At 68.6% G+C, this 25,370-nt stretch carries 28 protein-coding genes and 1 pseudogene; 9 read left to right on the forward strand and 20 right to left on the reverse strand.

Annotated features, from left to right (window positions below; genetic code table 11):
* Nucleotides 1–45 precede the first annotated feature (45 nt).
* Genes ABD727_RS04340 through ABD727_RS04355 form a run of 4 tightly spaced genes read right to left on the reverse strand, consistent with a single transcriptional unit; the run spans nt 46 to nt 3,855 of the window.
* Complete coding sequence (locus tag ABD727_RS04340) at nt 46–945, reverse strand: hypothetical protein (RefSeq protein ID WP_344706154.1); 900 nt, start codon at nt 943–945, stop codon at nt 46–48.
* Nucleotides 888–1,226, reverse strand: coding sequence for a hypothetical protein (locus ABD727_RS04345; RefSeq protein ID WP_344706155.1), 339 nt, complete (start codon nt 1,224–1,226; stop codon nt 888–890). Before ABD727_RS04345 ends, ABD727_RS04340 begins: the two co-directional genes overlap by 58 nt.
* Nucleotides 1,223–2,542 (reverse strand): mechanosensitive ion channel, encoded by a 1,320-nt coding sequence (locus tag ABD727_RS04350; RefSeq protein ID WP_344706156.1) that lies wholly within the window; start codon nt 2,540–2,542, stop codon nt 1,223–1,225. Before ABD727_RS04350 ends, ABD727_RS04345 begins: the two co-directional genes overlap by 4 nt.
* The gene (locus ABD727_RS04355; RefSeq protein ID WP_344706157.1) at nt 2,542–3,855 is read right to left on the reverse strand and encodes a replication-associated recombination protein A; all 1,314 of its coding nucleotides are present in this window, start codon (nt 3,853–3,855) and stop codon (nt 2,542–2,544) included. Before ABD727_RS04355 ends, ABD727_RS04350 begins: the two co-directional genes overlap by 1 nt.
* 95 nt (nt 3,856–3,950) lie before the next feature.
* On the opposite strand from ABD727_RS04355, the gene ABD727_RS04360 reads away from it, so the two are divergent.
* Nucleotides 3,951–4,568: a PadR family transcriptional regulator gene (locus ABD727_RS04360; protein ID WP_344706158.1), complete on the forward strand. Its 618-nt coding sequence runs from the start codon at nt 3,951–3,953 to the stop codon at nt 4,566–4,568.
* Nucleotides 4,569–4,571: 3 nt separating this feature from the next.
* On the opposite strand, the gene ABD727_RS04365 is transcribed toward ABD727_RS04360, so the two are convergent.
* A complete protein-coding gene (locus ABD727_RS04365) occupies nt 4,572–5,738 on the reverse strand; it encodes a glycosyltransferase family 4 protein (RefSeq protein ID WP_344706159.1) in 1,167 nt (388 codons plus the stop codon).
* Between the two features lie 125 nt (nt 5,739–5,863).
* Between ABD727_RS04365 and ABD727_RS04370 the strand changes: the two genes are divergently transcribed.
* From ABD727_RS04370 to ABD727_RS04380, 3 genes are all read left to right on the forward strand, one after another.
* The gene (locus ABD727_RS04370) at nt 5,864–6,361 is read left to right on the forward strand and encodes a DNA-deoxyinosine glycosylase (protein ID WP_344706160.1); all 498 of its coding nucleotides are present in this window, start codon (nt 5,864–5,866) and stop codon (nt 6,359–6,361) included.
* 27 nt (nt 6,362–6,388) lie between these two features.
* Complete coding sequence (locus ABD727_RS04375; protein ID WP_344706161.1) at nt 6,389–6,676, forward strand: hypothetical protein; 288 nt, start codon at nt 6,389–6,391, stop codon at nt 6,674–6,676.
* A gap of 99 nt (nt 6,677–6,775) precedes the next feature.
* A complete protein-coding gene (locus tag ABD727_RS04380; RefSeq protein WP_344706163.1) occupies nt 6,776–7,306 on the forward strand; it encodes a sterol desaturase family protein in 531 nt (176 codons plus the stop codon).
* Here the strand turns inward: ABD727_RS04380 and ABD727_RS04385 are convergent.
* From ABD727_RS04385 to crtY, 3 genes are read right to left on the reverse strand one after another with little or no spacing between them, the layout of a single operon-like run.
* Nucleotides 7,266–8,195: a phytoene/squalene synthase family protein gene (locus ABD727_RS04385; protein ID WP_344706164.1), complete on the reverse strand. Its 930-nt coding sequence runs from the start codon at nt 8,193–8,195 to the stop codon at nt 7,266–7,268. The genes ABD727_RS04380 and ABD727_RS04385 overlap by 41 nt on opposite strands.
* Entirely contained in the window at nt 8,192–9,655 is a 1,464-nt protein-coding gene (locus ABD727_RS04390) for a phytoene desaturase (protein ID WP_344706165.1), read from the reverse strand. Before ABD727_RS04390 ends, ABD727_RS04385 begins: the two co-directional genes overlap by 4 nt.
* Nucleotides 9,652–10,791, reverse strand: coding sequence for a lycopene beta-cyclase CrtY (gene crtY / locus ABD727_RS04395; protein WP_344706166.1), 1,140 nt, complete (start codon nt 10,789–10,791; stop codon nt 9,652–9,654). Before crtY ends, ABD727_RS04390 begins: the two co-directional genes overlap by 4 nt.
* Nucleotides 10,792–10,898: 107 nt before the next feature.
* On the opposite strand from crtY, the gene ABD727_RS04400 reads away from it, so the two are divergent.
* Nucleotides 10,899–11,333 carry a DUF2141 domain-containing protein gene (locus ABD727_RS04400; protein WP_344706167.1) on the forward strand — a complete coding sequence of 145 codons (435 nt, stop codon included), beginning with the start codon at nt 10,899–10,901 and terminating at the stop codon, nt 11,331–11,333.
* Here the strand turns inward: ABD727_RS04400 and ABD727_RS04405 are convergent.
* Entirely contained in the window at nt 11,330–11,803 is a 474-nt protein-coding gene (locus tag ABD727_RS04405) for an Lrp/AsnC family transcriptional regulator (RefSeq protein WP_344706168.1), read from the reverse strand. The genes ABD727_RS04400 and ABD727_RS04405 overlap by 4 nt on opposite strands.
* 119 nt (nt 11,804–11,922) lie before the next feature.
* Here ABD727_RS04405 and ABD727_RS04410 point away from each other — a divergent pair, with 119 nt between their 5' ends.
* Entirely contained in the window at nt 11,923–12,162 is a 240-nt protein-coding gene (locus ABD727_RS04410) for a DUF6356 family protein (protein WP_344706169.1), read from the forward strand.
* Between the two features lie 41 nt (nt 12,163–12,203).
* Nucleotides 12,204–13,184 (forward strand): YeiH family protein, encoded by a 981-nt coding sequence (locus ABD727_RS04415; RefSeq protein WP_344706170.1) that lies wholly within the window; start codon nt 12,204–12,206, stop codon nt 13,182–13,184.
* Between the two features lie 16 nt (nt 13,185–13,200).
* On the opposite strand, the gene ABD727_RS04420 is transcribed toward ABD727_RS04415, so the two are convergent.
* The 8 genes and pseudogenes from ABD727_RS04420 to ABD727_RS04455 all read right to left on the reverse strand — a co-directional run bounded on the left by ABD727_RS04420 (nt 13,201) and on the right by ABD727_RS04455 (nt 19,695).
* Nucleotides 13,201–14,196 carry an HWE histidine kinase domain-containing protein gene (locus ABD727_RS04420; protein WP_344708026.1) on the reverse strand — a complete coding sequence of 332 codons (996 nt, stop codon included), beginning with the start codon at nt 14,194–14,196 and terminating at the stop codon, nt 13,201–13,203.
* 66 nt (nt 14,197–14,262) lie between these two features.
* Nucleotides 14,263–15,825: pseudogene (locus ABD727_RS04425) on the reverse strand (GAF domain-containing protein); the annotation flags it as partial.
* Nucleotides 15,822–16,451, reverse strand: coding sequence for a biliverdin-producing heme oxygenase (locus tag ABD727_RS04430; RefSeq protein ID WP_344706171.1), 630 nt, complete (start codon nt 16,449–16,451; stop codon nt 15,822–15,824). The gene ABD727_RS04430 and the pseudogene ABD727_RS04425, both read right to left, overlap by 4 nt.
* Before the next feature lie 178 nt (nt 16,452–16,629).
* Nucleotides 16,630–17,151 (reverse strand): hypothetical protein, encoded by a 522-nt coding sequence (locus ABD727_RS04435; RefSeq protein WP_344706172.1) that lies wholly within the window; start codon nt 17,149–17,151, stop codon nt 16,630–16,632.
* Between the two features lie 30 nt (nt 17,152–17,181).
* Nucleotides 17,182–18,318 carry a hypothetical protein gene (locus ABD727_RS04440; RefSeq protein WP_344706173.1) on the reverse strand — a complete coding sequence of 379 codons (1,137 nt, stop codon included), beginning with the start codon at nt 18,316–18,318 and terminating at the stop codon, nt 17,182–17,184.
* A gap of 27 nt (nt 18,319–18,345) precedes the next feature.
* The gene (locus ABD727_RS04445; RefSeq protein WP_344706174.1) at nt 18,346–18,495 is read right to left on the reverse strand and encodes a hypothetical protein; all 150 of its coding nucleotides are present in this window, start codon (nt 18,493–18,495) and stop codon (nt 18,346–18,348) included.
* A 24-nt stretch (nt 18,496–18,519) separates the two neighbouring features.
* Complete coding sequence (locus tag ABD727_RS04450; protein ID WP_344706175.1) at nt 18,520–18,999, reverse strand: hypothetical protein; 480 nt, start codon at nt 18,997–18,999, stop codon at nt 18,520–18,522.
* A gap of 33 nt (nt 19,000–19,032) precedes the next feature.
* Nucleotides 19,033–19,695 (reverse strand): glutathione S-transferase family protein, encoded by a 663-nt coding sequence (locus ABD727_RS04455; protein WP_344706176.1) that lies wholly within the window; start codon nt 19,693–19,695, stop codon nt 19,033–19,035.
* A 123-nt stretch (nt 19,696–19,818) separates the two neighbouring features.
* Here ABD727_RS04455 and ABD727_RS04460 point away from each other — a divergent pair, with 123 nt between their 5' ends.
* A complete protein-coding gene (locus tag ABD727_RS04460; protein ID WP_344706177.1) occupies nt 19,819–20,703 on the forward strand; it encodes a LysR family transcriptional regulator in 885 nt (294 codons plus the stop codon).
* A 48-nt stretch (nt 20,704–20,751) separates the two neighbouring features.
* Here ABD727_RS04460 and ABD727_RS04465 read toward each other — a convergent pair whose 3' ends face one another.
* A complete protein-coding gene (locus ABD727_RS04465; protein WP_344706178.1) occupies nt 20,752–21,429 on the reverse strand; it encodes a phytanoyl-CoA dioxygenase family protein in 678 nt (225 codons plus the stop codon).
* Nucleotides 21,430–21,564: 135 nt separating this feature from the next.
* On the opposite strand from ABD727_RS04465, the gene ABD727_RS04470 reads away from it, so the two are divergent.
* Entirely contained in the window at nt 21,565–21,966 is a 402-nt protein-coding gene (locus tag ABD727_RS04470) for a hypothetical protein (RefSeq protein WP_344706179.1), read from the forward strand.
* Nucleotides 21,967–21,982: 16 nt separating this feature from the next.
* On the opposite strand, the gene ABD727_RS04475 is transcribed toward ABD727_RS04470, so the two are convergent.
* Both ABD727_RS04475 and ABD727_RS04480 read right to left on the reverse strand, forming a co-directional pair.
* Complete coding sequence (locus ABD727_RS04475; RefSeq protein WP_344706180.1) at nt 21,983–22,867, reverse strand: hypothetical protein; 885 nt, start codon at nt 22,865–22,867, stop codon at nt 21,983–21,985.
* Nucleotides 22,864–25,368: a fimbria/pilus outer membrane usher protein gene (locus tag ABD727_RS04480; RefSeq protein ID WP_344706181.1), complete on the reverse strand. Its 2,505-nt coding sequence runs from the start codon at nt 25,366–25,368 to the stop codon at nt 22,864–22,866. The genes ABD727_RS04475 and ABD727_RS04480 overlap by 4 nt, the downstream gene beginning before the upstream one ends.
* Between the last annotated feature and the right edge of the window lie 2 nt (nt 25,369–25,370).

Raw genomic sequence — 25,370 nt, forward strand, 5'->3', positions numbered from 1 at the left:
GGCGCTCCTTTGCGGCAGCGAGCGGCGCTCGTCCAGTAGCGATCGTCAGACGATCCCGAAGGTCCAGCCTTCGGTCCGGGCCAGCGACGGGGTGAGGCCGTCGGGCGCGAAGGCCCGCGACCGTGCGGCGTGGGCGCGCATTCCGGCGGCGGTGACCAGCGCGTCGGTCTGGTGGTCGTCAGGCTCGAAGCGAAGCCGCGCCGGCGGACTTCCGAGGCCGTCCAGCGCCCGGTTGAGATCGACCCGGCTGCGCAGCTTGGTCCCGCTCATGCCCGCATTGCGCAGGTAGATGCGGGTGTAGATCTCGACCACCGCGCTTCGGCCTGCCTCGAGCGGATCCATCGGCCAGATGGGGACCTTGCCCGACAGATGGTGAAGCAGCCGCATGCCGGAGAAGCTCGCCTTGGCGACCTGCGCCGCGCCGATCGCGTCATATGCGCTTGCGGTCTTGCGCCCGCCGGCGAGGTTGAGGCGGTGATCGCACTGGCGGAAGCGGACGAAGTCGGCCTTGGTCCCGTCGGCGATGCCGAAGTAGAAGTGGCGGCGGTGAATCTGCTCGAGGAAGCTTGCGGCACCGAGGTCCTCGTCGGGCGCGCGGCGATCGACATAGGCCCAGAATTCGCGGGCCTGTTCGGGGACGCCGTGCTCTCCGGGCAGGTAGGCGCCGCGCTCGGCGAAGGGCGGGGCGAAGGAGAAGTCGAAGCCGAACAGGGTCGGCTCCCGGGTGGCTTCGCGGAGCAGCCAGTCCGCCACCTCGGTCCGGCTCCAGACATGGCCGGGGCGGACGAGGCGGGGAGCACCAGCGGGCCCGCAGGCGGCGATGGCGATCCCCTTGTGGCGGCGTCCCTTCGCTCCCGACCAGTCGATGGCGACGAAGCGGGTGAAGCTCACTTCTTCCTGCGGCGCGGCTTCGCGGCGGCGAGCTCGAGCGCGCGGTCGATCCATTCGGCGATGCCGTCCGCGGGCCCGTAGCGGACGAGCAGCGCGGGATAGCCCTGATAGTGGGGGGTCTCCCAGAAAAGAGCCGGATCGAGGTCCATCAGCATCGACTTCTGGTCGGCGTCGATGTGAAGGACGAAGCTGTCGGGTTCGCGGCTCGGAGTCACGACCGGGCGATCGCTTGCCGCCGCCATGACCGCCGGCCCGCCATAGTAGGTGCCCGCAGAGGCACCGGGCCGGGCAGCGGCGAAGGTCTCCACCGCCGCCCAGTCCCCGAGCCCGCTCATATAAGCGTGCCGTCGCCGCCGCTCGGCGTTTCCTTGCTGCCCTCGAGCCGGGCCGGGCGGCGCGGAGTCGGCGGAACGGCCGGACCGGTGATCCGGTCGGCATAATGGTTGAGGATCCGGCCCGCCGCCTCGCGCCCGCCGAGCCCGAAGGCCAGGGCGGTGGCGATCGCCGCCGAACCGAGGATCAGGCCGAACGCCAGGATCACGATCTCGTTCGCCAGCCCCATGAAGGTCAGGCCGATGGCGGTGAACAGGGCGATGATCGCGTAGCGGATGATCGTCTGCGCATAGCCGCCTTCGCCGGTCGAGCTTCCGACGAGGTTGGCGAGGATCCGGGCGAGGAAGATCCCGGCGACGATGATCAAAGTCCCGAAGATGACCTTGGAGCCGAGTTCGGTCACCTGGATGAGGAAGATGGCGACCGTGTCGCCGCCAAGCTGCCGCGCCGCCTCTATCGCCGCGGCGAGCATGATCGCGATGAAGGCGACGTTGGCGATGATCCGGCTCGGTGCAGTGCGCGCCGGAAGGATGCCGGTGGAACGGACCGCATTGTCGAAGCCCGTCGGTGGCAGGATCGCCTCGATGATCGACTTGAGGAACTTGGCGGCGATGAAGGCGATGCCGAGCCACAGCGCCGCGGTCAGGATCCGCGGAATGGCGGCGCTGATCTCGCTCAGCATGAGGATGGCGGGCCCGCTGATCGCCTCGATCCCGAGCACCTGGAGGGCGGCGATCGCGACCGGGATGATGATCAGCGCGAACACCAGGATGCCGGCGGCGCGGGCGAGGCTGGCACGGGTCGCGCCGGGCGCAGCGCCGGGCGGAACCGCGGCCGGGTCGGTGCGGACCGTCGCGCTATGCTCGCCAAGGCCGGCGCGGGCCATGAAGCCGTCGATGTTGGCGGCGGTCAGCAGGGTCTCGACCAGCCGACGGACGATCCTGGCGACGATCAGCCCGACGAAGAAGATCAGCCCGGCACCGATCAGCCGCGGGAGGAAGGCGAAGATTTCGGTGTTGAGCGTGGCGATCGGCGCGAGGATCTGGTCGATCCTCAAGTAGCTGAGCGCGGCCATGATGCCGACCAGCCAGACCAGCAGCTTGGCCACGGTGCCGAGCTGGTTGCCGACGGTCTCGTGGCTGTTGCCGGGCGTGTGCTTCTGGAGCGCGGGGGTGCGCGACACCGCCTTGGCCAGCCCCCACTTGACCGCCCGGGCGACCGCCCAGGTCGCGATGAGGATCAGCAGGGCGATCAGCACCCGCGGCCCCCATTGCACCATCTGCGTCTGCCAGGCTACGGTCGTGGTCGGCGGGTACATCATTGTCCTCCCTGTCGTGTCGCGCGCATCTCGTCCCACCAGGCGAGCCGTTCGGCAAGCCGCTTCTCGAACCCGCGGTCGGTTGGACGATAATAGGTCTGCCCCTCCATCTCCTCGGGCCAGTAAGACTGGCCGGAGAAGGAGTCGGGCTGGTCATGGTCATATTGGTAGCCGGCACCATAGCCGAGCCCGCGCATCAGCTTGGTGGGTGCGCCGAGGATGTGCTTGGGCGGCGACAGGGAGCCATGCTCCTTGGCGCTCCGCCAGGCTTCCTTCTGGGCGGTGTAGACCGCGTTCGATTTGGGTGCGGTGGCGAGGTAGAGGCAGGCCTGGACGATCGCCAGCTCGCCCTCGGGTGAGCCGAGGAAGTCGTACGTGTCCTTCGCCGCCATGCACTGGACGAGGGCCTGAGGATCGGCGAGCCCGATGTCCTCGACCGCCGCCCGCGTCAGGCGGCGCAGGAGGTAGAGCGGTTCCTCCCCGGCGGTCAGCATGCGCGCAAGATAATAGAGGGCGGCCTGCGGGTCAGAGCCGCGGATCGACTTGTGGAGCGCCGAAATGAGGCCGTAGTGACCTTCGCGATCCTTGTCGTAGACCGGCATCCGGCGCTGCAGAAGGTCGCGGAGCTGGGCGGTGTCGAGCGGCGTGTCGATCCCGGCCGCGAACAGCGCCTCGGCCTGGTTGAGGAGGAAGCGACCATCGCCGTCGGCGCTCGTGACCAGCGCCGCGCGCGCCTCCGGAACGAGTGGGAGGGCGCCGCCTTCGGCCTCCTCGGCACGTGCGAGCAGTGCGTCGAGCGCCGGCTCGTCGAGGCGGTTGAGGACCAGCACCTGGGTTCGCGACAGAAGCGCCGAGTTGAGCTCGAAACTCGGATTCTCGGTCGTCGCGCCGACAAGGGTGACGGTGCCCGCCTCGACATAGGGAAGGAATCCATCCTGCTGGCTTCGGTTGAAGCGGTGGATCTCGTCCACGAACAGCAGGGTATGCTGACCCGCGCGTGCATGGACCTCGGCTTCGGCGAACACCTTCTTGAGGTCGGCGACGCCGCTGAACACCGCCGACAGGGCGACGAAGCGGTAGCCGACCGCGTCGGCGAGGAGCCGGGCGATGCTGGTCTTGCCCGTTCCCGGCGGGCCCCAGAGGATCAGGCTCGAGAGGCGGCCGGCGGCGACCATCCGGCCGATCGGGCCCGCCGCCCCGGTCAGATGCTCCTGCCCGATGACTTCGCCGAGGCTCGCGGGGCGGATGCGCTCGGCGAGGGGCACGGCGCGGGCAGCCTCGGGCACGGGCTCGGAAGCAAACAGGTCGGCCATCGGGTCGTTCGTAGAAAATGCGGACCGATTGCGCCATGCCTCTTGTCAGATAATGTCTAAGATATATCTTGAGCGCTCAAGACAGGAGATCATCCATGCGATTCCACATGCATCGGCACGGCTGCGGCGACGGGCGGGCGTTCATGGCCGTGGGCCCGGGAGGCTTCAGCTTCGGACCCGGCGGCCGGTTCAAGTTCGAGTTCGGCGACGATGGCGAGGGTCGCCGCGGCGGTGGTCCGCGCGGCCGCGGCCGGCGGATGTTCGGGCAGGGCGAGCTTCGCCTCGTACTCCTCAAGCTCATCGCCGACGAACCCCGTCATGGTTACGACCTCATCCGGGCGATCGAGGAGCTCACCCACGGCGACTATGCGCCGAGCCCCGGCGTCGTCTATCCGACGCTGACCCTGCTCGAGGACATGGGGCAGATCGTCGCCCAGGCGGCCGAGGGCCAGCGCAAGAAGTTCGCCGTCACCGACGAAGGCCGGGCCGAACTGGCCGACAAGGCCGAGGAAGTCGGGCGACTGCTCGAGCGGCTGGAAGAAACCGGCGAAGGCCGGCGCCGCTCGTCCAGGCCCGAGCTGGGTCGAGCCATGGGCAACCTCATGGCCGCGCTAAAGAACCGGACTTCGACCGACGGCTGGAACGAGGAACTGCTGAACGAGGTCGTCGACATCCTCGATGACGCGGCCAAGCGGATCGAGCGGGCGCGCTAGGGCTCAGCCCTTTCGCCGTCCGAGCCGCTCGCGCCGCTCGATCGCCCGCGCGTAGGTGGTGAGGACGGCGGCATTGATGACGTCCCAGTCCTGAGTCTCGGCGAAGGCGAGACCGGCCTCGCCGTGGCGGCGGCGAAGATCGGGATCGGCGGCATAGGTGGCGACGGCGTCGGTCAGCGCCGCGATGTCGCCGGGTTCGGCCAGCGTACCCGTCTCGCCGTCGCGGACCAGACTGGTGGCGCCGGTCGCCGAGACCGCAACCACCGGCAGCGCGCAGGCCATCGCCTCGAGCGTGACGTTGCCGAAGGTCTCGGTGATCGACGGATTGAGGAACAGGTCGCTGCTTGCGAGCGCCCGGGCGAGGTCAGGGCCTTCCTGGTGGCCGATGAACACTCCGTTGGGCAGTGCCTTCTCGAACCAGCCGCGGGCAGGTCCTTCGCCGATGACCAGCACCCGGTGCGCGATCCCGCGGCGGGTGAGCTCGTCGTGGACCGCGGCGAAGACGTCTAGCCCTTTCTCCATGACGATCCGGCCAAGGAAGGCGAGCACCAGCTCGTCGTCACCAATGCCGAGGCCACGGCGCCAGCCAAGGTCGCGCCGGTCGGGGTTGAATTGGGTGCGGTCGACCCCGCGCGACCAGATGGCGATGTTGCGGTTCATCCGCTGGGCGCGGAGCACCGCCGCGGTGGACTCGGCCGGGACAAGCAGCGAATCGCAGCGGCGGTAGAGGCGGCGAAGGCCCGCACGAACCGCCGGCTCGAACAGTTCGAGATGATAGTAAGCGAGGTAGGTCTCGAACCTCGTGTGGACCGAGGCGATCGCCGGGATGTTGCGGCGCCTCGCCCAGCTGACCGCGCGGTGCGAGCTGATGTCGGGGCTTGCGATGTGGACGATGTTGGGCGCGAACGCCTCGAGGTCCCGGCGCACCGCCCGGGTGAGCCCGAGCGGAATGCGATATTCGGGTCGGCCGGGGGCGGCGATCGAGGGCAGCGAGACGAGATCGCCGACGGGCGGGAAGGCGGGGGTGGCGACGGTCGGGCTGTAGACGCGGACCTTCACGCCCTTTCCGAGCAGAAAGCCGACCAGTCGGTTCAGCGCCTGGTTGGCGCCGTCCCGCACATAATTGTAGTTGCCCGAGATGAGGGCAATTCGGAGGTCCTCCGGAGCCATGGCGCGCCCTTAGCGTTGCCGGGGCTTGTTCGTCCAATCGCGCTTGCTGCTGCGGGTCAGCAGGAGGGTGGCGAGGCCAAGGATGGCGAGGTGGAAGGGACGGGGCATGGAGCAAACCCCCTAGCATGACCGGGGAGAGGAAGCACGGCCTGCCTGCCGTGGCCCGGGCCGACGCGCGGCTGCTGATCCTTGGCAGCCTGCCGGGCGAGGCATCGCTCCGCGAGCAGCGCTACTACGCCCATCCGCGCAACGGTTTCTGGTCACTGCTGGGATCGGTGGTTGGAGAGCCGCTTGCGAGCCTCGACTATGAGCAGCGGCTCGAGCGTCTGGTCGAGCGGCGGGTCGCACTGTGGGACGTGATTGACAGCGCACGCCGGAGCGGCAGCCTCGACCAGTCGATGCGCGAGGTCGAACCGCGCGACCTTGCCGCTTTCGTCGCCACCTTGCCGGACCTCCGGGCGGTCGGCTTCAACGGCGCCGCGGCAGCGCGGCTCGGGCGCAGGGCACTCGACCCGGGCACGCTGCGGCTGATCGATCTTCCCTCGTCGAGCCCGGCCCATACCCTTCCGCTCGCCACCAAGGCCGAGCGCTGGAGCGTCCTTGCCTCGGCGCTGGTTGACTAGGCGCGCGCGGCACTCGAAAGGCGAGGGATGGCGGACGAACAACCCACCGAAGAAGAAGACCGCACCGAGCTGTCGATGGTCGACGAGGCGCTGGTCGCCGGCACCATCGCCAACACCAATGGCCTCCTGGTGATCCTCGCCAAGCTGGTCGCGCGGGGCGTGTTCGACGAGAGCGACCTCAAGGCGTTCAGCGACAGCTATTCCAAGCCGCTCGACCATGAGGGCATGCGCGAGAACGAGCTGGTGACGCAGATGCAGGACCAGATGGAAAGCACGCTCGCCGAACTGATGCGCTTCATCGCGGAGCGGAGCTGAGTTCTTCCCTGCCGACGCGGGGCCCATTTTCTTCCATGTAGGCCAAGGTCCATCGGGCTCCTGCTTTCGCAGGAGAGCAGCGACGCCTATATCGCCCCCATGTCCTGGCTCGCTGGCCTTGCCCTGTTCACCGCGACCGTCCTCCTGATGGAGGCCTTCGCTTATGTGCTCCACCGCTTCGTCATGCATTCGAAGCTCGGCTGGGCGTGGCACGAGAGCCACCATCGCGAGCGCGACGGATGGTTCGAGAAGAACGACCTCTATGCGGTCGTCTTCGCCGTGCCCTCGATCCTGCTGATCTGGGGCGGAATGAACGGGGGCTGGGGCGACTGGGCGACCTGGAGCGGGGCAGGCGTCGCCTTCTACGGGATCATCTACTTCGGCTTCCACGACGTGATCGTTCACGGTCGGCTGCCGCACCGGATCGTCCCGCGGTCGCATTACTTCAAGCGGATCGTCCAGGCGCACAAGCTCCACCATGCGGTCGAGAGCCGCGACGGAGCGGTCAGCTACGGCTTCCTCTATGCGCCGCCGGTCGAGCGGCTGAAGCAGGCGCTGAAGGGCAGTGCCGGGGCGCGGGTCAGGGCGGCTAAGGGCGCGTCCACAGACCGGTCCTCGGAACCGGCCTGACCGGCCACAGGCCTTCCCAGAAGGCCTCCATCACCAGCGCCGCCTTCTCCGCCTTCGAAGTCGTGATGCGCTCGTCCCAGGCGCGCGGGCCGAGGGCGGCGGCACGGACCGCGATCTCGCCGTAGATCCCGCTTGCAGAAAGCACCGCCCAGCGGCTGCGGAAAGGCAGTCGCGCGGCACCGACCCGCGCCGAGCGGCGATAGTCGTCGGCCATCGTCCCGAGCCGCTGCGCGATCCGGCCAAGCGCGGGGCGATGGCGCGGGTCGGCGAGGTCGGCGCCCGCAAGACCCTCTGCCTCGAGCCATTGAGCGGGCAGGTAGACTCGCCCGATCCGCGCGTCCTCGACGATGTCGCGGGCGATGTTGGCGAGCTGGAAGGCGATGCCGAGGTCGGCGGCACGATCGAGCGTGTCGCGGTCCTCGGGCGGCACGCCCATGACGTGCGCCATCATCACCCCGACCGCTCCCGCCACCTGATAGCAGTAGGAGAGGAGATCCTCGGTTGTCTCGGGCCGCCAGCCCCCTGCATCGCGCTCGAACCCGGCAAGGTGATCGTCGGCGACGGCCTTGGGGATGGCGCATTCGGCGGCGACCACGCGCAGCGCCTCGAACGGGACGATCCCGGTATCGACGCCGGCGAAGGCCTCGGCGGTGCGCTGCTTGAGGAAGGCGATCCGTGCCGCGGGATCGTCGACCCGCACGGCGTCATGGCCGAGCGTCTGCCCGTCGGTGACGTCGTCGCAGGCGCGGCACCAGCTGTAGAGCAGCCAGCTGCGCTCGCGCGTTTCGAGGTCGAACAGCTGGCTGGCGAAGCGGAAGCTCTTGCTCCCGGCCGAGATGCTCTCGAGCGCTCCCTGGACCAGCCGTGCCCGATCGTCGCTTCCGCTCACGCCAGCATCAGCCCCGCGGTCGCCTCGGCGCTCCCGACGACGCCGGGGATGCCGGCGCCGGGGTGGGTGCCGGCCCCGACAAAGTAGAGGTTGCGGATCTGGTCGTCGCGATTGTGGGTGCGGAACCAGGCCGATTGCCAAAGCACCGGTTCGAGGCTGAAGGCGGAGCCGAGATGCGCCGAGAGGTCGGTCTGGAAATCGTCGGGCGTGTAGTGGAAGCAGACCCGAAGCCGCTCGCGGATGTCGGGAATCAGCCGCTCGGCCAGCGTGTCGAGGACGACCTCCTTGTAGCGCTCGCCCTCAACCGCCCAGTCGACATCGGCCTTGCCCATGTGCGGAACCGGAGCCAGCGCGTAGAAGGTCGAGCAGCCCTCGGGCGCCATCGACGGATCGGTGATCGTCGGGTGATGGAGGTAGAGGGCGGGATCGGTCGCCAGCTTGCCGCCACGATAGATGTCGCCGACCAGCTCCTTGTAGCGCGGCCCGAACAGGATGCTGTGATGGGGGATTTCGAACGTCCCCTCGAGTCCGAAGTGGAGCACGAACAGCGAGGGACTGAACGACTTGCGCTTGAGCGCCTTGACCTGGCGCGGACCGCGGCTGCTGCCCTCGAGCAGGCCATAGCTGTGGACGATGTCACCGTTCGAGGCGACCGCGTCGGCTTCGCCGCGCCAGCCCGAGCGGGTCCGCACCGCGGTCGCCCGCTCACCCTCGGTCTCGATCCCGACCACCGGGTCGCCGAGCCGGATCGTCCCGCCGATCCGCTCGAAGTGCCTGACCATGCCGGCGATGAGCTTGTTGGTCCCGCCCATCGCGAACCACACGCCGCCGTCGCGTTCCAGCTTGTGGATCAGCGCGTAGATCGACGAGCAGGTCATCGGATTGCCGCCGACCAGAAGCGTGTGGAAGCTCAGCGCCTGGCGCAGATGCTCGTCCTTCACATAGCCCGAGACGATCGAATAGACCGAGCGCCATGCCTGGTATTTGGCGAGCGCCGGCGCCGCCTTGAGCATGTCGCCGATGCTCTCGAATGCCTTGGTCCCGAGCTTGACATAGCCCTCGTTGAACACGCCCGCGCTGTAGGCGAGGAAGCGCTGGTAGCCGGCCCAGTCGCCCGGGCTGAGCGCATCCATCTGGCGCTTGAGGTCGGCATCGTCGTTCGAATAATCGAACACCGTGCCATCGGGCCAGCTCAGCCGGTAGAATGGGGTGACGGGCACGAGGTCGACGTCCTGCGCCATGTCATGGCCGCTGAGCTTCCACAGGCGCTGAAGGCAGTCGGGGTCGGTGATGACGGTCGGGCCGGCATCGAAGACGTGGCCGTCCTTCTCCCACACGTAGGCGCGTCCGCCGGGACGATCGCGGGCCTCGATGACGGTGGTGGCGACGCCCGCCGACTGGAGGCGGATCGCAAGTGCCAGCCCCCCAAACCCGGCGCCGATGACGATGGCAGACTTCACAGGAAATTCCTCAATGTCGCGAGCGCCCGGCCCAGCGGGACCGGAGGTCGGCCCGACAGGATCCGGAGCTTGTCAGATAGGCTGCTCTCGCCCGCATAGAAGCGTCCGATCAAGGGGGCCCTCAGGCGGTAGAAGCGCTCGAGCACCCGGTATCGCTGGCCGGGCTGGGCAGCGCGGAACAGCATCGCGGTGAGCAGTCGGTAGTAGCCGCCGCGTGACCAATGGCGCGCGGCCCGCTCGCGCGTGGCCTGGCCGAGGGTGGAATCGAGCGGTGCCTCGCGGGCAAGCCAGACGGCGAAGCGCACCGCGTCGGGCAGCGAGTAGCTGGTCAGCGGATGGAAGAAGCCGCCGCGGGCACCAGCCCGGGCTACCTTGTCCTCGTCAGGCCACAGCCTCGCGAAGTCGCCGCCGATGACGACCGGAAGCGCGCCCTGCTCTTCGCGGCTGCGCTGGGCGATCTGCCAGCCGCGGGCAGCGGCATAGTCGGCGATCCGGCCACGCAGCGCCTCGGTGTCGATGTCGGGCGTGTCGCTGTAATAGGTGTCCTCGACGAACAACTCGGTCGGCGAGAAGGGCAGGCAGTAGACGAAGCGGTAGCCGTCATGCTGCGCGACCGTCGCATCCATCACGATCGGCCGGGCCAGGCCATGCCCCTGCGGGATGGTCAGCATCTGGCCGACGAACTTCTGCCAGCCGAGCTCCAGCCCGTCGCCCTTGCCGCCGCGCGCATCCAGCACCGCGCCGGCCTCGATCCGCTCGCCGGTCGAAAGCGTGACGTGCCCGGGTCCAAGATCGCTCGCCGTTCCGCCGACGATCGATTCCGCGCCAAGCACCTCGCGGACCGCCCGGTCGAGCGCCTCGCTGGCGATCGTCTGGTAGCCCGCTTCGAGCTCGCGGCCATATTGCGGGAAGTGGACTTCGTAGGAGGGCCAGCGCTGGCCGACCATCGGCTCGACCAGCCAGCGGTGATCGGCGGCGATGTCGCTGTCGAAGAAGGACCACAGATGATTGCCGCCGATCCGCTCGCCGGGCTCGACAAGCGTGATCGACAGCTCGGGGCGGAAGCGACGAAGGGCGAGGACGGCAAGGCCGCCAGCCAGCCCACCGCCGACGATCACCAGATCCGAACGCCTCATCCTGCGATTGCCCTAGCGAACCCGGAGGCGGCTGGCGACCCTGGCCGAAGGCCGTTAAGCCGACGTTGGGAGAGATTGGGGCAGGGGCCGAGGCCATGAAGCGGGGAATGACCATTTCGCTGGCGCTTGCGGCGTTGGCCCTGACGGGCGCGGCTGCGCCGAATGCAGGCGGAGCCGACCTGCGCGTCGAGATCCAGGGGCTGCGCAATGCCAAGGGCGTCGTGCACCTTTGCCTGAGCGGCAATGCGCAGCGATTTCTCGACTGCAAGGGCGATCGCTCGGCGCTGGCCCGGACCGTACCGGCCGGGCAGGCCGCCGCCCTCGACCTCGGCCGGGTGCGCCCCGGCAACTATGCGCTGCTGGTCGTCCATGACGAGAACAGCAACGGCAAGCTCGACATGATGATGGGCATTCCGCGCGAAGGCTTCGGATTCTCGAACAATCCGGCGATGCGGCCGCGCGCGCCACGCTGGGAGGAAATCCGCTTCATCATGCCCGCCGCGCCGGCAAAACAGGACATCCGGGTCCGCTACGTCCTCTAGGACCTGCGTTCGCCGATCCGCGAGAGCGGCAGCTCGGTGGTATATTTAAGCTGTTCCATCGCGAAGGAGGCGCTGACGTCGCGCAGCGGCACCGCGGCGATGATCTTGCGGTAGATGCGGTCATAGTCGTCGATGTCGGCGCAGACGATCTTGAGCAGATAGTCGACGTCGCCGGCCATCCGGTAGAATTCGACCACTTCCTCCACCTCGCCGACCGCGGCGGCGAACTCCTCGGCCCAGCGCTGGCTGTGCTGGTCGGTCCTGACGCTGACGAAGACGGTGACGGGCAGACCGAGCTTGCGGCGATCGAGAACCGCGACCCGGCGCTCGACATAGCCTTCGGCCTCGAGCCTTCGAAGCCGCTTCCACACGGCGTTGCTCGACAGGCTGACCACTTCGGCAAGGTCGGCGATCGAGCGGGAGGCATCCTGCTGGAGCGCGCGAAGGATCTTGAGGTCCGGCAGGTTCATTCGCCCTCACGTGGCCAGGAGCGAAGGAATACGCCCTCAGACACTATGAATGGCGCGACGTTGGGAAGCAATCGCGCACTGTTCTGCGCTATTGTCGACTTCGACGAGGGAGGTCGAACATGCGTTTCTTCACCGAGCATCCGGAAAGTGTCGGCGAAAGCTACGGCGAGCATCTGCTGGTCGCCTCCTCGTTCGGCGCGTCGATGATCGCCGGCGGGATCGCCTGCCTGATCCATGGCCTCGTGCCCGGGCTGTTCATGAAGACGGGGAGCGACACCATTCGCCGGCTGAACCAGCGCATGGTCACCCATCGCCAGCGCAAGCCCGAGACGCTTCCCGGCCTGGACTACGTCATCTGAGCGGCGGTGAGATCGGCCGGGCGGATCCGCGCGCCGGCGTCATGCCGTGGCTGCCGGGCCTACTGCTGGCCGTGGGAATTGCCGCCGCGGCCAGGCTCGTTGGGCTGTGGCTTCCGCTGCCGCCGGTCGCGCTGGCGCTCGCCTTCGGGCTGGCGCTCAGCCACTGGGGACGCCGCGAGGAGCTCGGACCCGGGCTGGCGATCGCGGTCCGGCCCGTGCTTCGGGTCGGCGTGGCGCTGCTCGGCGCGACCATCAGCCTGACCGATTTCGTCGCGCTGGGCTGGGCCACGGCCGGCCTTACCGTGGGCGCGCTCCTGCTGACCCTGCTCGGAGGAAGCTGGCTTGGCCGCCGGATGGGCGAACAGCCGGGACCTGCGATGGTCGCGGCCGGCGCGGTCGCGATCTGCGGTGCGTCGGCCTCGCTCGCCATTGCCGCTGCGCTTCCGCCCGGCAGCGTCAAGGACCGCGACATCGCTCGGACCCTTGCCGGGATCACCATCGTCGGCAGCATCGGGATGCTCCTCTATCCCCTGCTCGCGAAGGCGACGGGGATGAGCCCGCACCAGACCGGGATCTTCCTCGGCGCGAGCCTGCACGAGGTCGCTCAGGCGGTCGCAGCCGGGGTCATGGTCGGCGACGAGGCCGGCAAGGCGGCGACGATCGTCAAGATGCTGCGGGTCGCCTGCCTCGGCCTCGTCGTGATCGGGATCGGAATGGCCGCGCGGCGCGGAGCGGAGTCGGGCAGCGGCGGCGCGAGGGTTCCGCTGCTCCCGGGCTTCCTCCTCGCCTTCGCGCTGCTCGCTGCAATCGCCAGCGCAGGGCTGATCCCGCCGCCACTGATCGAAGCGGCGCGCGAAGCTTCCAGATGGTGCCTGCTGGTCGCGATCGCCGCGCTCGGCCTCAAGACCTCGCCGTCGGAGCTCGGCGGGGAGGGGCTGAAGCCGCTCCTGATCCTGGTCCTGACCTCGCTACTGCTGGCCTTGCTGGTGCTCGGCGGGCTGTGGCTCGGCGTCGGTCGCTAGGCGGCTACCACGCGGCTCAGGCCGAGGCGATCAGTGATCGCAGCTTCTGCTCGACGTCCTTCGCGGTGAAGGGCTTGCCGACGATTTCGACTCCGGCAAGGTCGTCGGGGAGCACCGTCGAGCCGTCGTAGCCGGTGGTGAAGACGAACGGGATGTCACGCCGCTTAAGCAGTCGGGCGACCTCCCAGCTCAGGTCGCCATCGAGATTGACGTCGAGCAGGGCCGCATCGACGTCGGCCGTCGCGGCGAGCGCGAGGGCGTCGGGAACCCGCGTCGCCGGCCCGACCATCTCCCAGCCGAGATCGTCCATCATGCCCTCGATGGTCATGATCACCAGCGAGCTGTCTTCGACCACGAAGATCCTTCGGGTGAGTTCGGGCCTGGGCTCTTCCGGCGGAGCAGCGCTCTCGGCCAACGGGGTCGGCGCCGCTTCCGACGTCCTGACGATGGAGGAGGCCGGAAGCGAGATGTCGCACTCGACTCCGGCTGGCTCGAACCGCACCTGCGAGCGACCGCCGGTCTCCATGCTGAGCGCGCGCTGGATGAGCGTGGTGCCGAACCCCTTGCGGCTGGGCGGCTGCACCGCCGGGCCACCCGTCTCGCGCCACTGAAGCGCGAGGCCCGCTTCCGGCGTGAGGTCCCAGCGCACCGTCACCCGTCCACCTGCCGACGACAGTGCGCCATATTTTGCGGCGTTGGTCACCAGCTCGTGGAGCGCGAGCGAGAGCGACAGCGCGGCCTTGGGCGACAGCACCACCTCGGGTCCGCCGACGAGGGTCACGCCCCCGTCGCTGTCGCCGAAATGGTCCATCTCCTCGCGGATGAGGTTCATCAGGCTGACGCCTTCCCAGCGGCTCTTCGTCAGCAGGCTGTGCGCCTTGGCCATCGACTGGATCCGCCGGTTGAGGCCGGTCGCGAAGTCGGTCAGGCTGTCGGCGCTGCGGCTGGTCTGGCTGATCAGCGCGGAGATGTTGGCGAGCGTGTTCTTCACCCGGTGGTCCAGCTCGGCCATCAGCAGCCGCTCCTGCTGGTAGGCGCGCTCCCTTTCCCGGTTGGCGGCCTCGATCCGGCGAAGGACGACGTCGAGCAGCGCGACCCGAAGATCGAAAGCGGCCTCGTTGTCGGCCGGAGTCCAGGGGGTCGCCCGCCCGCGCACCGTCTCGGTCCAGATCTCGAACGACTTGCGCGGCGTGAGGCGCGGGCCGTTGGCGCCATATTCGACCGGCTTGTGCGGATCGCCGCCCCAGCTGACGTTCTCGATCACCTCGGGCCGGAACCAGAGGATGAAGTCGCGCGGATCGCGCGACACCTACACCGCAAGCAGTCCCGAGCCGACCTCGGCATAGGCCTGCGCCGGCGCATAGATCTCGCCCAACCGATCGGTGAGGAAGATGCCGTCGCCGGTTTCCTCCACCTGCTGGGTCAGCCAGTCGGTGAGTTCGGCGATCTGCTCGTTCGTCGGGGTCGCGCCGAGCGCGGTGATCCCGTTGTTGACCCGCACGGCCACCCCGCCGGGATTGCTGACCCGCAGCGCGAGGCCGCTGGCATGGATGTAGTCGAGCAGGTTGGGCGTGTTGCGGATCAGCCCGTTGCCGTAATTCTCGTCACCCGCGAGATTGTGCATGAGCTGCTGCAGCACCTTGCGGCTGGCGAGCCGCGACTCGAACAGTTCCGCGCGCTCACGCGCCTCGAGCTGGAGCGAGAACATCGCTCCGAACAGCTCGCAGACCGCGCGAAGATGCCTGGGAAGGCGGCGCGGGCTGTAGTGGTGGCAGGCGATCAGCCCCCACAACTTGCCCTCGCGGACGATCGAGATGGACATGGATGCGTCCACGCCCATGTTGCGAAGATATTCGCGGTGGATCGGCGACACGTCGCGAAGCAGCGCCTGGCTCATGTCGAGCTGGCGACCGGTCAGCGGATTGTCCGCGGGCTTGAGCGGGGCCGGATCATAGTCGACCTGGGTGATCAGCCGGAGCGGATTGCGCAGGTAGAGGGCGCGCGCCTGCTTGGGGATGTCGGAAGCCGGATAATGAAGATCTAGGAAGGGCTGCAGCCGCTCCTCGCGGCTTTCGGCGAAGACCCAGCCCGAGCCGTCGTCCATGAAGCGGTAGATCATCACCCGGTCGTATCCGGTGACCTTCTTCACCCGTTCGGCGGCGGTCTGGCAGAAGCCGTGGAGGTCGGGGAATGCGTCCAGCCCGTGGAGCATTTCGTGGACGCAGCTCAGCGGATCCCGAGCATTGCTGTCGGTCCGGTCGGCTTCCTCGAATTCGAGCACCAGCAGCCCGTCGATCATATGCATGCTGGCATCGAGCGGACGCTCGGGCATCACCCGCAGCAGCGGATCGAGCAGGTGCCTTGGCTTGGCAAGGTCGCAGTCGGCCACGACCCCGCGAAGGTGCGCGATCTGCTCTTCGCTGAACAGCTGCGCGAGCGGGCGACCGAGGAGATCCTCGATCGCGATCCCGAACAGACCCTCACCGTCTCCCGCGGCCTGGATGACGTCCCAGTTCGCCGGATCGAGCACCAGCATCGCTCCGTGCGGAAGAATCGCGCCCGGAAACTGGATCGGCTCGCGGTCGCAGTTGGTGAGGTCGACGTCGCTGGACGACTGGGCGGCCGCTTGGGTCGTGGTCAATGGGAAGTCCTCGGGATTGAGCGGGCAAGCACGGCGTCCGCCGCGGCTTCGAAGATTGCAAAGGCGCGATGGGCGGAATCGATCATCTCGGGCAGGTGGTCGCGGAGCTCGTCGACTTGGTCGAGTGCGGCGACGAAGGTCGGCCACAGGCGCTCGCCCTCGCCGTGGCGAAGGTAGCGGGTGGCAGCGCGGCACCGGGGATCGTCGTTGGCACTGACCCTCCGGGCAAGGACGGCGCCGCCGAGTCGGGATCCCTCGAGTACGTAGAGCAGGCCGATCGCCGAGGCCCGGCTGAGCGCGGGGGCGGTTACATCCTCGACGGAATCGCTGAGCCCGAGGTCGCGAAGATCGGCTGCCAGCGAGTCCGCGCGGCGGCGGCGCGGCCAGTCCGGCAGGAACTCCTCGACGTTCGACTCTGCAAGCGAATGTTCCAATCCGGGGAGCACGGCCCGGTGCGCCTCGAGGAACAGGCGATAGTCGTCGGCGCGGGCGAGATCGAAGCGACTGAACAGCCGGTCGACGCGCTCATGCGCCTCCGTCGTGGCGTCGCGCAGAGTCCAGCGAGCGGATGCAACGCTCCGCTCTTCACCACGATCGATCGCTCGCCTGGCTGATAGGATGGTCAAACAGTCGGCCTCATTCCGTCGTCTGGCAAAACGCGCTGCGCAACGCGGTACGCAGCGAGTTCAAACTCTACAACTGCTCTCCCGGCAGCATATTGTTCCAGATGGCGAATGATTTGGAAAGATGGGGGGAGGCGCCGGGGCCGATCCGGCGCCGCTCTCCCGACCATCCTTCGACCGGTCAGTTCATCCCGTAGGCGTCGACGATCTCGTGGGCCGCCTTGTCATATTCGGCAAGGAGCGGAAGCGCCGTGCGCTGGTCGCCACTGCGTGCGGCAAGGAAGTAGCGCTCGTAGAGGCCGAAGGCGCGCTTGCAGCCCGCATTGCGCTCGGCGATGTGGTCGCCGGTGGTGATGTCGTAGCGGCGCCAATTCTCCCACTGATAGCCGGCACAGGTGGTGGTCCGCATCAACCACTCGAAGGTGGCGCCATGCACCTTCTCCAAGTGGGCGATGATCGGCGGCGAGGCCGGAGCCGCGACCGGTGCGAAGCTGCCCTTGCGGTTCTCGCGCTCGAGCTCGTCGGCGTTGCGGAGCATTTCGGCGATGTCCTCGGGCGGAAGCTGGCCGCGCATGCGTTCGGCGGTCTCGCGCAGCTGGCGCACGACCTGTGCCATGTCGGGCGAGGCCTGGGCCATCGCTTCCGGGGCCGAACCGCAGAGAAGGGCGAGCGCCACCACGGAGATGAGTAAGTTGCGTTTCATCCTGTTCTACCTGTCAGAGGAGACGGAGGCCTAGCGGGGCACGCCGAGGACCGAGCCGAGGCCGCGGAGGAGCTGGCGCTTGCGGCTGGGGCGCTGGCCGTTCTGCTGCGCGGGAGGCTGCTCTCCGCGCATGTCCAGTCCGCCGAGGTCGGCCGACATGCCGAGCATCCCCATGTGGGTGGACTTGGACCGCAGTTTCGCCGCCCAGGCGCGCTGGCCGGGGGGCGAGTGGAAGTTGGCCTCCGGTCCGAAGGCGGTCATCTGCAGGGCCGCACCCTCGGTCGCCTGGACGACCTCGCTCGGCACCGCGCAGCGAGTCGTGTCCGGTGCCATCAGCACCTTGGACGCGACCAGCCTCGTGATGTCTCCCTGGGCGAGATAGTCGGGCATCAGCATGCTCGCGAGCTTCACCGCGCTCGAGCTCCACAGCAGCATGGTTCCATCCTGCTTGGCACCCATCACGCTCGCCATGTAGGCGCGGGCATTGGGGATGCTGGCCCAATCGATCTGCATCGCGCCCGACGGGAGCTTGCTGCTGCGCGGCGCGAGCGGCGCGAGAAAGTCGTTGGCGGCGGTCAGCGAAAAGCGGATGTCGGGCGAATAGTTGCCCCGCACCAGATGGTCGCCGACCAGCGAGCCCGACGCCGGAACGGTCGTCCGTCCCTCGCTGTTCGGCCACTCGCCATAGGTCGCGCTCGAGCGCGCATTGGGCATGTTCATCATCGCCACGGCGGGGGTCAGGCTGGCCATCACCTTGGCCGCCGCGGGAGTGCCGAACTCAAGCACCATCGGCTGGCCCGGTCCGGCCTTCTCGCCGCAGCCCCAGTAGAGCAGCATGCGCGTCTTGGGCATCGCCTCGGGGCGCGTGCCGTCGGCCTGCCAGCCGGCGACCTTCTCGATGCGCGGGGTCGTCAGGGGCAGGCTGGCGCCGGCCTTTAGCGTCGCTGGCGGAAGATGCTCGGCCGAAGGCGCGGCAATGGTCTGCGGCGAGCCGAGCTGAAGCTGCAGCCGCTTCGCCTGGCCGCCGCCGACCCCGCTCGTCAGTCCCGACACCGTCTCGGCGCTCATCCAGTAGCGGGTCTCGGATACGGCCTTCGGTGGGGCAGCGGCGGAGAGCGCCGCCAAGGCGGGGAGGGCAGTGGCGGCACGCAGAAGTTGCTTGGTCATGCTGTGGTCACTCCTTCTTGGCGGGCGTCAGCGATGGGTCGACGTGCTGCCTCCCGCCGGGGCGGGGAGGAGCGCGGCGGGGACGGCAAGCGCGATCGAAAGGGCGCCGATCGAGGCGGCCTGCAGGATCGCCGCGGACAGGGCGAGCGCGCGAAGGGTCGGGCGGTGGCTGATCATGGCGGTGTCCTTGCAGGGTAGCCGTCAGGCCCTCGGAGCAGCGGCTTCGAGCGCCTGGCGCCAGCCCGCTGGGGTCATGGTGTCGAGATACTCGCCGGCCATGTCGGTGGTCAGAAGCTCCATCATGCAGCTGTTCTCGAGCCACAGCTCGATGACTCCGAACGCGCCGCCGCGCTTGCGATATTTGGCGATCCAGCCCTCGCGCGCGGCGATCTCCATCACCTCGGCGCGGCTCAGCGGCGTAGCGATGGCGGCATGCGTCGCCGAGCGGCTGCTCGCCTCGGGATTGTGCGTGCTGATGCAGTCGGCGTCGCCCTCGGCGGGAACGAGTTCGGTCCCGTGCGGATAGACTTCGATCAGCGAGTTGCGATCGTCACCGGCGAGCACCACCAGGCTGCCGCTGGCGATCGGCGGGAAGGGATGGACTTCGCCCCGCCACAGCTCGGCGAGGACGGCGGCGACCCGGCGCGGATCATGGGCGGCGATCGAGAGATGGTAGATCATCGGTGGTTCCTGTCTGAAGAGAAGCGGGCGCGGTCAGGCCGCGGGTCGCGTGGCGCTGAGCAGGCCGTTGAAGGCGGCGAAGGTCGGGTCCCAGCTCGGCCGCCCCTTGAGGGTCGCGAGCCAGCGGCGGACGTTGGGCGTGTCGCCGAGGTCGACTTCGGCCGCCTCGGCCAGGGCGAGCATCGAGCCGCCGACATAATCGGCGATCGTCAGCTCCTCGCCCGCGACATAGTTGCGGCGGGGTCCGAGCATGTGCTGGTCGAGCACGACCAGCCAGCGGTGCGCCGAGGCAAGGCCGGTCGCCGCCACCTCGGCCCGCGCCTCGGGCGAGAAGGGGTGGAAGGCCGGAAACAGTGCCGGATAGGCGAGCTGGGTGCCGACCGCGGTGTGGAAGTTGGTCGCGAACCAGTCCATCGCGGCATTGATCCGGGCGCGGGCACGAAGGTCGGTCGGATAGGCCGGCGATCCGGCGAGATCGGCAAGGTAGCGCAGGATCGCGCCCGACTCGGTGAGGACGAAGCCGCCGTCGACCAGCACCGGCACGCAGCCGTTGGGATTGATGCGGAGGAAGTCCGGAGTGCGATGCTCGCCCTCGAAAAGGCGGACATGGACGATCTCGACCGGCAGCGCATGTTCCTCGGCGAACATCAGCAATGGCCTCGAGGTGGTCGAGATCGGGTCGAGATAAAGCTTCATGGGTCAGCAATCCGTATGACTGACCGATCTTCTAATCGTTGCGCTTACGTCCCGAAATCCGAACTATTGCGCGGTTGGTCTGCAAGGATGCAGAATGCCACCGGGGAATACAGGGGATCGGCGATGGCACTGGACTGGAGTGACCTGCGGCATTTCCTTGCCGTGGCCCGCCACGGTAGCACGCTCGGTGCCGCACGTGAGCTGGGGGTCAACCAGACAACCTGCGCGCGGCGCATCGCGGCGCTGGAGGAGGAGCTCGGCTTCACCCTCTTCGAGCGTGGCCGCGAAGGGTATCGGCTGTCCGGCCGGGCGGCCCCGCTGGTGGTCTCGGCCGAGCGGGTCGAGAGGGAGGTCAAGGCCTTCCTCGCCGATGTCGCGGGCGCCGAGCGCCGGTTGTCGGGCACCATCCGGATGACCACCAACGAGCCGCTCGCCAATACCGTCGCGGCCCGCGCCGTGCGCGACTTCCGCGATGCCTATCCGCGAGTCCGGGTCGAGCTGACGGTCGGCGACCACCCGCTCGACATCGCGCGCGGCGAGGCCGACGTCGCGCTTCGGGTGGGGTCAAAGCCGACCGATCCCTGCCTCGTGATCAGGCCGCTGACCCATGCCGCCTGGGCGACCTATTGCAGCCACGATTATGCCGCCAAGTTCGGCGCTCCGGCCGGGGTCGCCGATCTCGCCGGGCATGCGCTGGTGACCTCGGAGGCAGCGGCTGCCGACTGGGTCGCCGCGATCGCTCCCGACCTCGAGATCGCCTGCCGGAGCAACTCCCTGCCCAACCTGTCGGCGATGCTGATCGCCGGCTCGGGGATCGGCGGACTGCCGTGCATCATCGGCGACGTCGAGCCGGGACTAAGGCGCTGCTTCGACCTGCCCGAGATCCGCCCTCCGGTCTTCCTCGTCTATCACGAACGGATGAAGGCCGAGCCCCACGTGCGCGCCTTCCTCGACTTCCTCGGCGCCCACGTCCTCGCCAAGCGCAACCTGCTCACCGGCACCGGCTGAGCAGGCATCGTGCGGCTGCCGCGAAGCCGGACGGAAAGACCTGCCACTTTAAATGCCGAGCCACTCCAGCCCATAGGGCAGCGACGTGGCGGCATAGTCGACCTGAAGCACCCGTCGGCTTCGCGGGTCTGCGGCAGCGTCGGAGGCGTGCAGGATGGGGGTGGCGTAGAGCCACACGTCCCCCGCCGCGGCAACGCAGCTAACCGTGCCACAAGAATCGACAACAGCCTCAATCCGGTCTTCGCCGATGCGTCCGAAGCGGTGCGATCCTGGCGCGATCAGCAGGGGTGCGTTGGTCGGCGGCACATCGTCGAGATGGGCTCGCACCGTGACCATTCCTTCGAGCAGTGCGATCGGCGGCGAGACGTGGATCATCCCGGACTTGAGCGTCCATGGGCCGAAGCCTGGCGCTTCCTTCCGCTCGCGCACGCAGATGGTCCGGTCCTGGTGCCAGCCCAGTGCCCAGTTGGTTTCGGCCGACTTGTTGAAGAGGATCGCCCTGACTGGTCGCGCTTTCTCTCCGAGCACTGCAGCGGCAACCTTTCCGATACAGCCGGTCACCTCGAGGAATTCAGCGAGCCCTCCGACCTGGTGAAGCCGGGTTCCTGCCGCACTCGCATCCATCGGCTCCAGCACTCGCCGCAGGCCGGGCAGGCACGACTTCAGCGCGCCAGGAACATGCCGGGCGCCTGAAGTGGCGAAGTCGTCGAGGGCGCGGACGCTCATGGCGGGCAGCTAAGCCGGCGCGCGCCGATGACGCAATCTCGTCCGAGCGGCCAAAGGGTTCACCTCGCAGGCACGCTTAACGAAATCGAGACGAAGGCACGTTAGCCCGGTCCGATAGCTTGGCTGGAGGTCGTGTTGCGGCAAGTCGTGTTCATTGGGGTGCTGGCCGCCAGCGTCGTCACCGCGCCGTCCGCCATGGCCGCGCCGGCCGAGGCCGATTTTACGCTCGGCGCGAATGTGGACGCCTTCTGCAGGATCCAGGCACCCGACGAGCGCGTCAGCGAAGACGGCGCGATCGGGCTCGTCGCCGAAGTCTGCAACATGCCGGGGGGCTATCAGGTCCGGGCGAGCTTCACCAACCTCGCGCAGGGCGTGGTCCTTGCCGGGACCGAGCGCGCGGCGCTCGACGAGACCGGCTCGGCGACCTTCACCGCAGATGGACCGCGCCGGCTGCAGCGTCACTGGTCGGTGCAGGCTTTTCGCCAGCGCGACCGCTTGCAGCCGGTGCTGGTGCATCTCTCGGTCATGCCGCTCTAGGCACGGCCGCGCACCCTCACTCTCCGAGCAGGGCGCCGATCTCCACCGTCAGATAGTCGCGATAGGTCCCGGCCTGCTGACCGGCGATGCTCGGCACCTGCACGTCGAGGCTGTGCCGCCGGCGCCAGAGGTTCGCGGGTGGGAGCGGGAAATCGCGCTGCGGCGCGCTCGTCGTCAGCAGGTCGCTGTCGAGCTGCGGCAGATAGGCCGGACCACTGCTGGTCGCGAGCCCGCCGCGGCGAAGGACATAGCCGAAGTCCGAACGAACGGTCAGCCGATAGGGAACGTTGGCATAGGCGTCGAAGGTAACCGGAGTGTCAGCGCGATCGCCGTCGCGAAGCTCGCCGAGGTCGAGCCCTCGTCCGATCGCTGGCACCAGCCCTATCGCGGCCCCGACCCGGATCACGATCTCGAACGGGGTCTGCGCCTCGGGCTCGCCGCGTCCATTGTTGAGGCGGACCGCGGCACGGACCTGCGCGCGATAGTCGCCCGGCGGCACGATCTGCCCGCGCGGCACGACGAGGTAGAAGGTCTCGCTTCCGGCGGTGACGTTGAAGAAGTCGTCGCGGCCGTGCCCCTGGCCGCCGCGCTGGTCGCTGATCGCGGCGAGCAGGCTGCTTCCGCCCGAGCCCGCGAAGCGGATCGAGGTGCCGTCGCTCTGGGTCGGATCGACCGGATCGAGCTCGAGGAAGAGGTTGCGATTGGGCGGGCAGCCGACCGTGTCGAGGCGGATCAGGAAGTCCGAATTGGCGGTCGCGGCATCGAACGGATCATAGGTGACGATGACGGTCTGCGGCTGGATCGCCGGGGCCTGCACCGCGCAGCCATTGTCGGCCAGCGCGGGCGACAGGGGCAGCGCAGCGCCAAGGGCAGCGCCGGCGAGGATGGTCCACTTGGTCATGGTCGCTTCTCCCGTCGCCCTGTTGGGCGAAGCGTTGCAAGGTCGACGAAGGAATCAGCCTCGACCGGAATGACGAGGTCGTAGAGATTGTCCCCGGCGGTGATCTGCCAGCGGCCCGGCGACAGTCCCGATGCGCCGAGCTTGCCGTCGCGATTGGTGAAGATGGGCACGGTCGGCGACTGGGCGATGTCGGTCCGGCGCGCGGTTCCGGCGATCAGCGAGACCGGGTCGCCGCGCGCGTCGAGCAGGGTCCCGATGACGGTGACGTTATAGTCCGATCCGACCACCACGCGATGGCCGCTGTGGAGCCAGGCGAAGAAGGACTCGTTGCCCTCGCCGATCGAATAGCCGTCGGGCGCGTCGGGCACGTTGAAGTAGACCGCGCGCGGAGAATAGGAGGAGAGCGGGACCAGCGCCGGACCAAGGGTCCCGCTTCGCGCGTCGACCTGCTCGCTGACCCGGCTCCCGACCAGCACCTGCGCGCCCTTGAGGCTGCGGTGCGGGGCGATGATCGCGAAGCTGTCGGTGAGGTAGCGGCCGAGCGCAAACTGGCCGTCGGCGAAGGCCAGGGTGCCGCGGACCCGGGCCGAGCTCTGCATGATCCGGCTGTCGCGGTCGCCGCCCAGCAGCGCGGCGCGGTGCGACAGCTCGAAGTCGCCGCGGTTGGTACGCCAGACCGCGGTGCCGTTGAGGCCCGCGATGCCGTTCGTGCGGCTCGCCTCGAGGTTCCAGGCGATGGCGTCGATCGGCCGCTGGGGCGAGTAGAAATAGCCGACCCGGGCGTCGTCGATCCGGCTGTCATATTGCGCGGTGACGAGTGTGTTGCGGGTCCGGCGCCAGAAGAAGGTCGCTCCGAAGACGAAGCCCGCGCGCTGCTCGAACCCGGCCGACGCGTTGACCTGCATGCCGTTGGAAAGCGAGTAGCCGGCGCTTCCGCGCACCGCATAGCGGTTGCGCTCGCCGTTGCGACCGATCTGATAGTCGGCGCCGAGCCCGAACGAGAGGCGGCGCGTGACCGGCTGGCTGTAGCGGCCCGAGAAGAACCAGGCGTTGCTGTTGAACGGGCGCTCGGTCTCGACCCCGCCGAAATTCTCGCTGCGATGCTCGGCGAAGATGTCGATCCGCCGCGCGCCAAGCTCCTGCGCGAGCGGCGAGGAGTAGCGATATTGCAGCCGCGCGGCATAGCCGCTGCCAAAGCCGCGCAGGTGGCTGAGCGAGGCATTGGCGGTGAACAGGCCGACGGGCGTACCAAAGATCGCCTCGCCGCCAAGCTGCTGGCGGGAGCGGGTGGCCTGGAGGTTGGCGCCCGCGGTCAGCTGCTCGGACAGGCCGCGGCGGTAGAAGCCGGTGACCAGCGGCTCCTTCGACAGGTATGCCCGGCGACCATCCTCATAGTCGCTGCGGATGCCGAGCTTGGCGTCATATTCGTCGATGCCCCGCGCCAGCAACTCGCTGTCGAGGAAGAAGTCGAAGGTGACCAGCCGGCGCCCGCCTGCGGGATCCTCGATCAGCAGCTGGACATTGTTGGCCCCGCCGGTGAGCGGCAAATCCTCGAGATTGTAGTTGCCCGGGTCGAGCCGGAGCGTCTGCGAGGGGGCGCCGTTGATGATGACGGTGACCGTCGCGGGGTCGTTGAGCGTGATCCGCCGCCCGGCGCTGGTGGTGTAGACCCGGTCGGGGCGAAATTCGCGAAGCAGCTTGGAGACGCCGAAGCCGGCAAGCTCGGGCTGGTCCTGGAACACCTGCGGGATCGAGAAGAGGTCGCCCGCCTGGAAGCGCAGCGAACTGCCCGGCCGATCGTAGATCAGGCGCGAGGCGTAGCGGCTGAAGCTCGGCCCGCGGTTGCCGTCGTAGGTGAACTGGTTCTCGAACGAGACCAGGTTGAAGAGGCGGCCGTTCAGGTCGAAGTTGGCGATAGGACGGCGAAGGCCGGTGTCGGTCCCGCGCTGGATCCAGTCCATGCTGCCTTGGTAACTGAGATAGGCCGCGAAGTCGGACGAGGTGTCGGGCAGAACTCCGACGCCGTCGCGGGCGAAGCCGAGGCCGACCGTTCGGTCGGGCCGGCCCGACGCGTCGAAGCTTGCCGTGAGGTCGAGCGCCGCCGGATCGAAGGCGAGCTTGAGGCCGACGGCGGACAGCGCCTCGAGCGAGGCATAGCCGTCGCTTGCCGGAACCGCTCGGATACGGTCGAGGAAGGTCGCGGTGGCCGAGCGGCCGAGCGCGGCGGCAAGGTCGGCTAGGGCGACGGTGACGCTGTCGTCGGGCGCGATCCGCACGGCGACCTGGCCGAGCGGGACGCGCTCGCGGAGCGGAACCACGAGGTCGATCGCCTGGCCCGACGTGTTGAGCTTCTGCCTGGGCACCGGGACCGATGCCGGAGCCGAGCCGATGCGAGCCGAGGCGTCCTGCCCGAATCCCGGCGTCGCGACGCTCAGCAGCGCGGTTCCCGCGAGCAGCAGGACGGCGGCGCGCGAGACGCGGGAAGAGGCCGGGCCGGGCATGA

This window comes from Sphingomonas swuensis (genome assembly GCF_039538045.1).
GTDB lineage: Bacteria > Pseudomonadota > Alphaproteobacteria > Sphingomonadales > Sphingomonadaceae > Sphingomicrobium > Sphingomicrobium swuense.

Excerpts from the sequence above, each read along its gene's own strand:
- ABD727_RS04340 (WP_344706154.1), bottom strand. The coding sequence starts at position 945 with ATGGATCGACCGCGCGCTCGAGCTCGCCGCCGCGAAGCCGCGCCGCAG.
- ABD727_RS04345 (WP_344706155.1), bottom strand. The coding sequence starts at position 1,226 with ATGAGCGGGCTCGGGGACTGGGCGGCGGTGGAGACCTTCGCCGCTGCC.
- ABD727_RS04350 (WP_344706156.1), bottom strand. The coding sequence starts at position 2,542 with ATGTACCCGCCGACCACGACCGTAGCCTGGCAGACGCAGATGGTGCAA.
- ABD727_RS04355 (WP_344706157.1), bottom strand. The coding sequence starts at position 3,855 with ATGGCCGACCTGTTTGCTTCCGAGCCCGTGCCCGAGGCTGCCCGCGCC.
- ABD727_RS04360 (WP_344706158.1), top strand. The coding sequence starts at position 3,951 with ATGCGATTCCACATGCATCGGCACGGCTGCGGCGACGGGCGGGCGTTC.
- ABD727_RS04365 (WP_344706159.1), bottom strand. The coding sequence starts at position 5,738 with ATGGCTCCGGAGGACCTCCGAATTGCCCTCATCTCGGGCAACTACAAT.
- ABD727_RS04370 (WP_344706160.1), top strand. The coding sequence starts at position 5,864 with ATGACCGGGGAGAGGAAGCACGGCCTGCCTGCCGTGGCCCGGGCCGAC.
- ABD727_RS04375 (WP_344706161.1), top strand. The coding sequence starts at position 6,389 with ATGGCGGACGAACAACCCACCGAAGAAGAAGACCGCACCGAGCTGTCG.
- ABD727_RS04380 (WP_344706163.1), top strand. The coding sequence starts at position 6,776 with ATGTCCTGGCTCGCTGGCCTTGCCCTGTTCACCGCGACCGTCCTCCTG.
- crtY (WP_344706166.1), bottom strand. The coding sequence starts at position 10,791 with ATGAGGCGTTCGGATCTGGTGATCGTCGGCGGTGGGCTGGCTGGCGGC.
- ABD727_RS04400 (WP_344706167.1), top strand. The coding sequence starts at position 10,899 with ATGACCATTTCGCTGGCGCTTGCGGCGTTGGCCCTGACGGGCGCGGCT.
- ABD727_RS04405 (WP_344706168.1), bottom strand. The coding sequence starts at position 11,803 with ATGAACCTGCCGGACCTCAAGATCCTTCGCGCGCTCCAGCAGGATGCC.
- ABD727_RS04410 (WP_344706169.1), top strand. The coding sequence starts at position 11,923 with ATGCGTTTCTTCACCGAGCATCCGGAAAGTGTCGGCGAAAGCTACGGC.
- ABD727_RS04415 (WP_344706170.1), top strand. The coding sequence starts at position 12,204 with ATGCCGTGGCTGCCGGGCCTACTGCTGGCCGTGGGAATTGCCGCCGCG.
- ABD727_RS04420 (WP_344708026.1), bottom strand. The coding sequence starts at position 14,196 with ATGGCCGAGCTGGACCACCGGGTGAAGAACACGCTCGCCAACATCTCC.
- ABD727_RS04435 (WP_344706172.1), bottom strand. The coding sequence starts at position 17,151 with ATGAAACGCAACTTACTCATCTCCGTGGTGGCGCTCGCCCTTCTCTGC.
- ABD727_RS04440 (WP_344706173.1), bottom strand. The coding sequence starts at position 18,318 with ATGACCAAGCAACTTCTGCGTGCCGCCACTGCCCTCCCCGCCTTGGCG.
- ABD727_RS04445 (WP_344706174.1), bottom strand. The coding sequence starts at position 18,495 with ATGATCAGCCACCGCCCGACCCTTCGCGCGCTCGCCCTGTCCGCGGCG.
- ABD727_RS04450 (WP_344706175.1), bottom strand. The coding sequence starts at position 18,999 with ATGATCTACCATCTCTCGATCGCCGCCCATGATCCGCGCCGGGTCGCC.
- ABD727_RS04455 (WP_344706176.1), bottom strand. The coding sequence starts at position 19,695 with ATGAAGCTTTATCTCGACCCGATCTCGACCACCTCGAGGCCATTGCTG.
- ABD727_RS04460 (WP_344706177.1), top strand. The coding sequence starts at position 19,819 with ATGGCACTGGACTGGAGTGACCTGCGGCATTTCCTTGCCGTGGCCCGC.
- ABD727_RS04465 (WP_344706178.1), bottom strand. The coding sequence starts at position 21,429 with ATGAGCGTCCGCGCCCTCGACGACTTCGCCACTTCAGGCGCCCGGCAT.
- ABD727_RS04475 (WP_344706180.1), bottom strand. The coding sequence starts at position 22,867 with ATGACCAAGTGGACCATCCTCGCCGGCGCTGCCCTTGGCGCTGCGCTG.
- ABD727_RS04480 (WP_344706181.1), bottom strand. The coding sequence starts at position 25,368 with ATGCCCGGCCCGGCCTCTTCCCGCGTCTCGCGCGCCGCCGTCCTGCTG.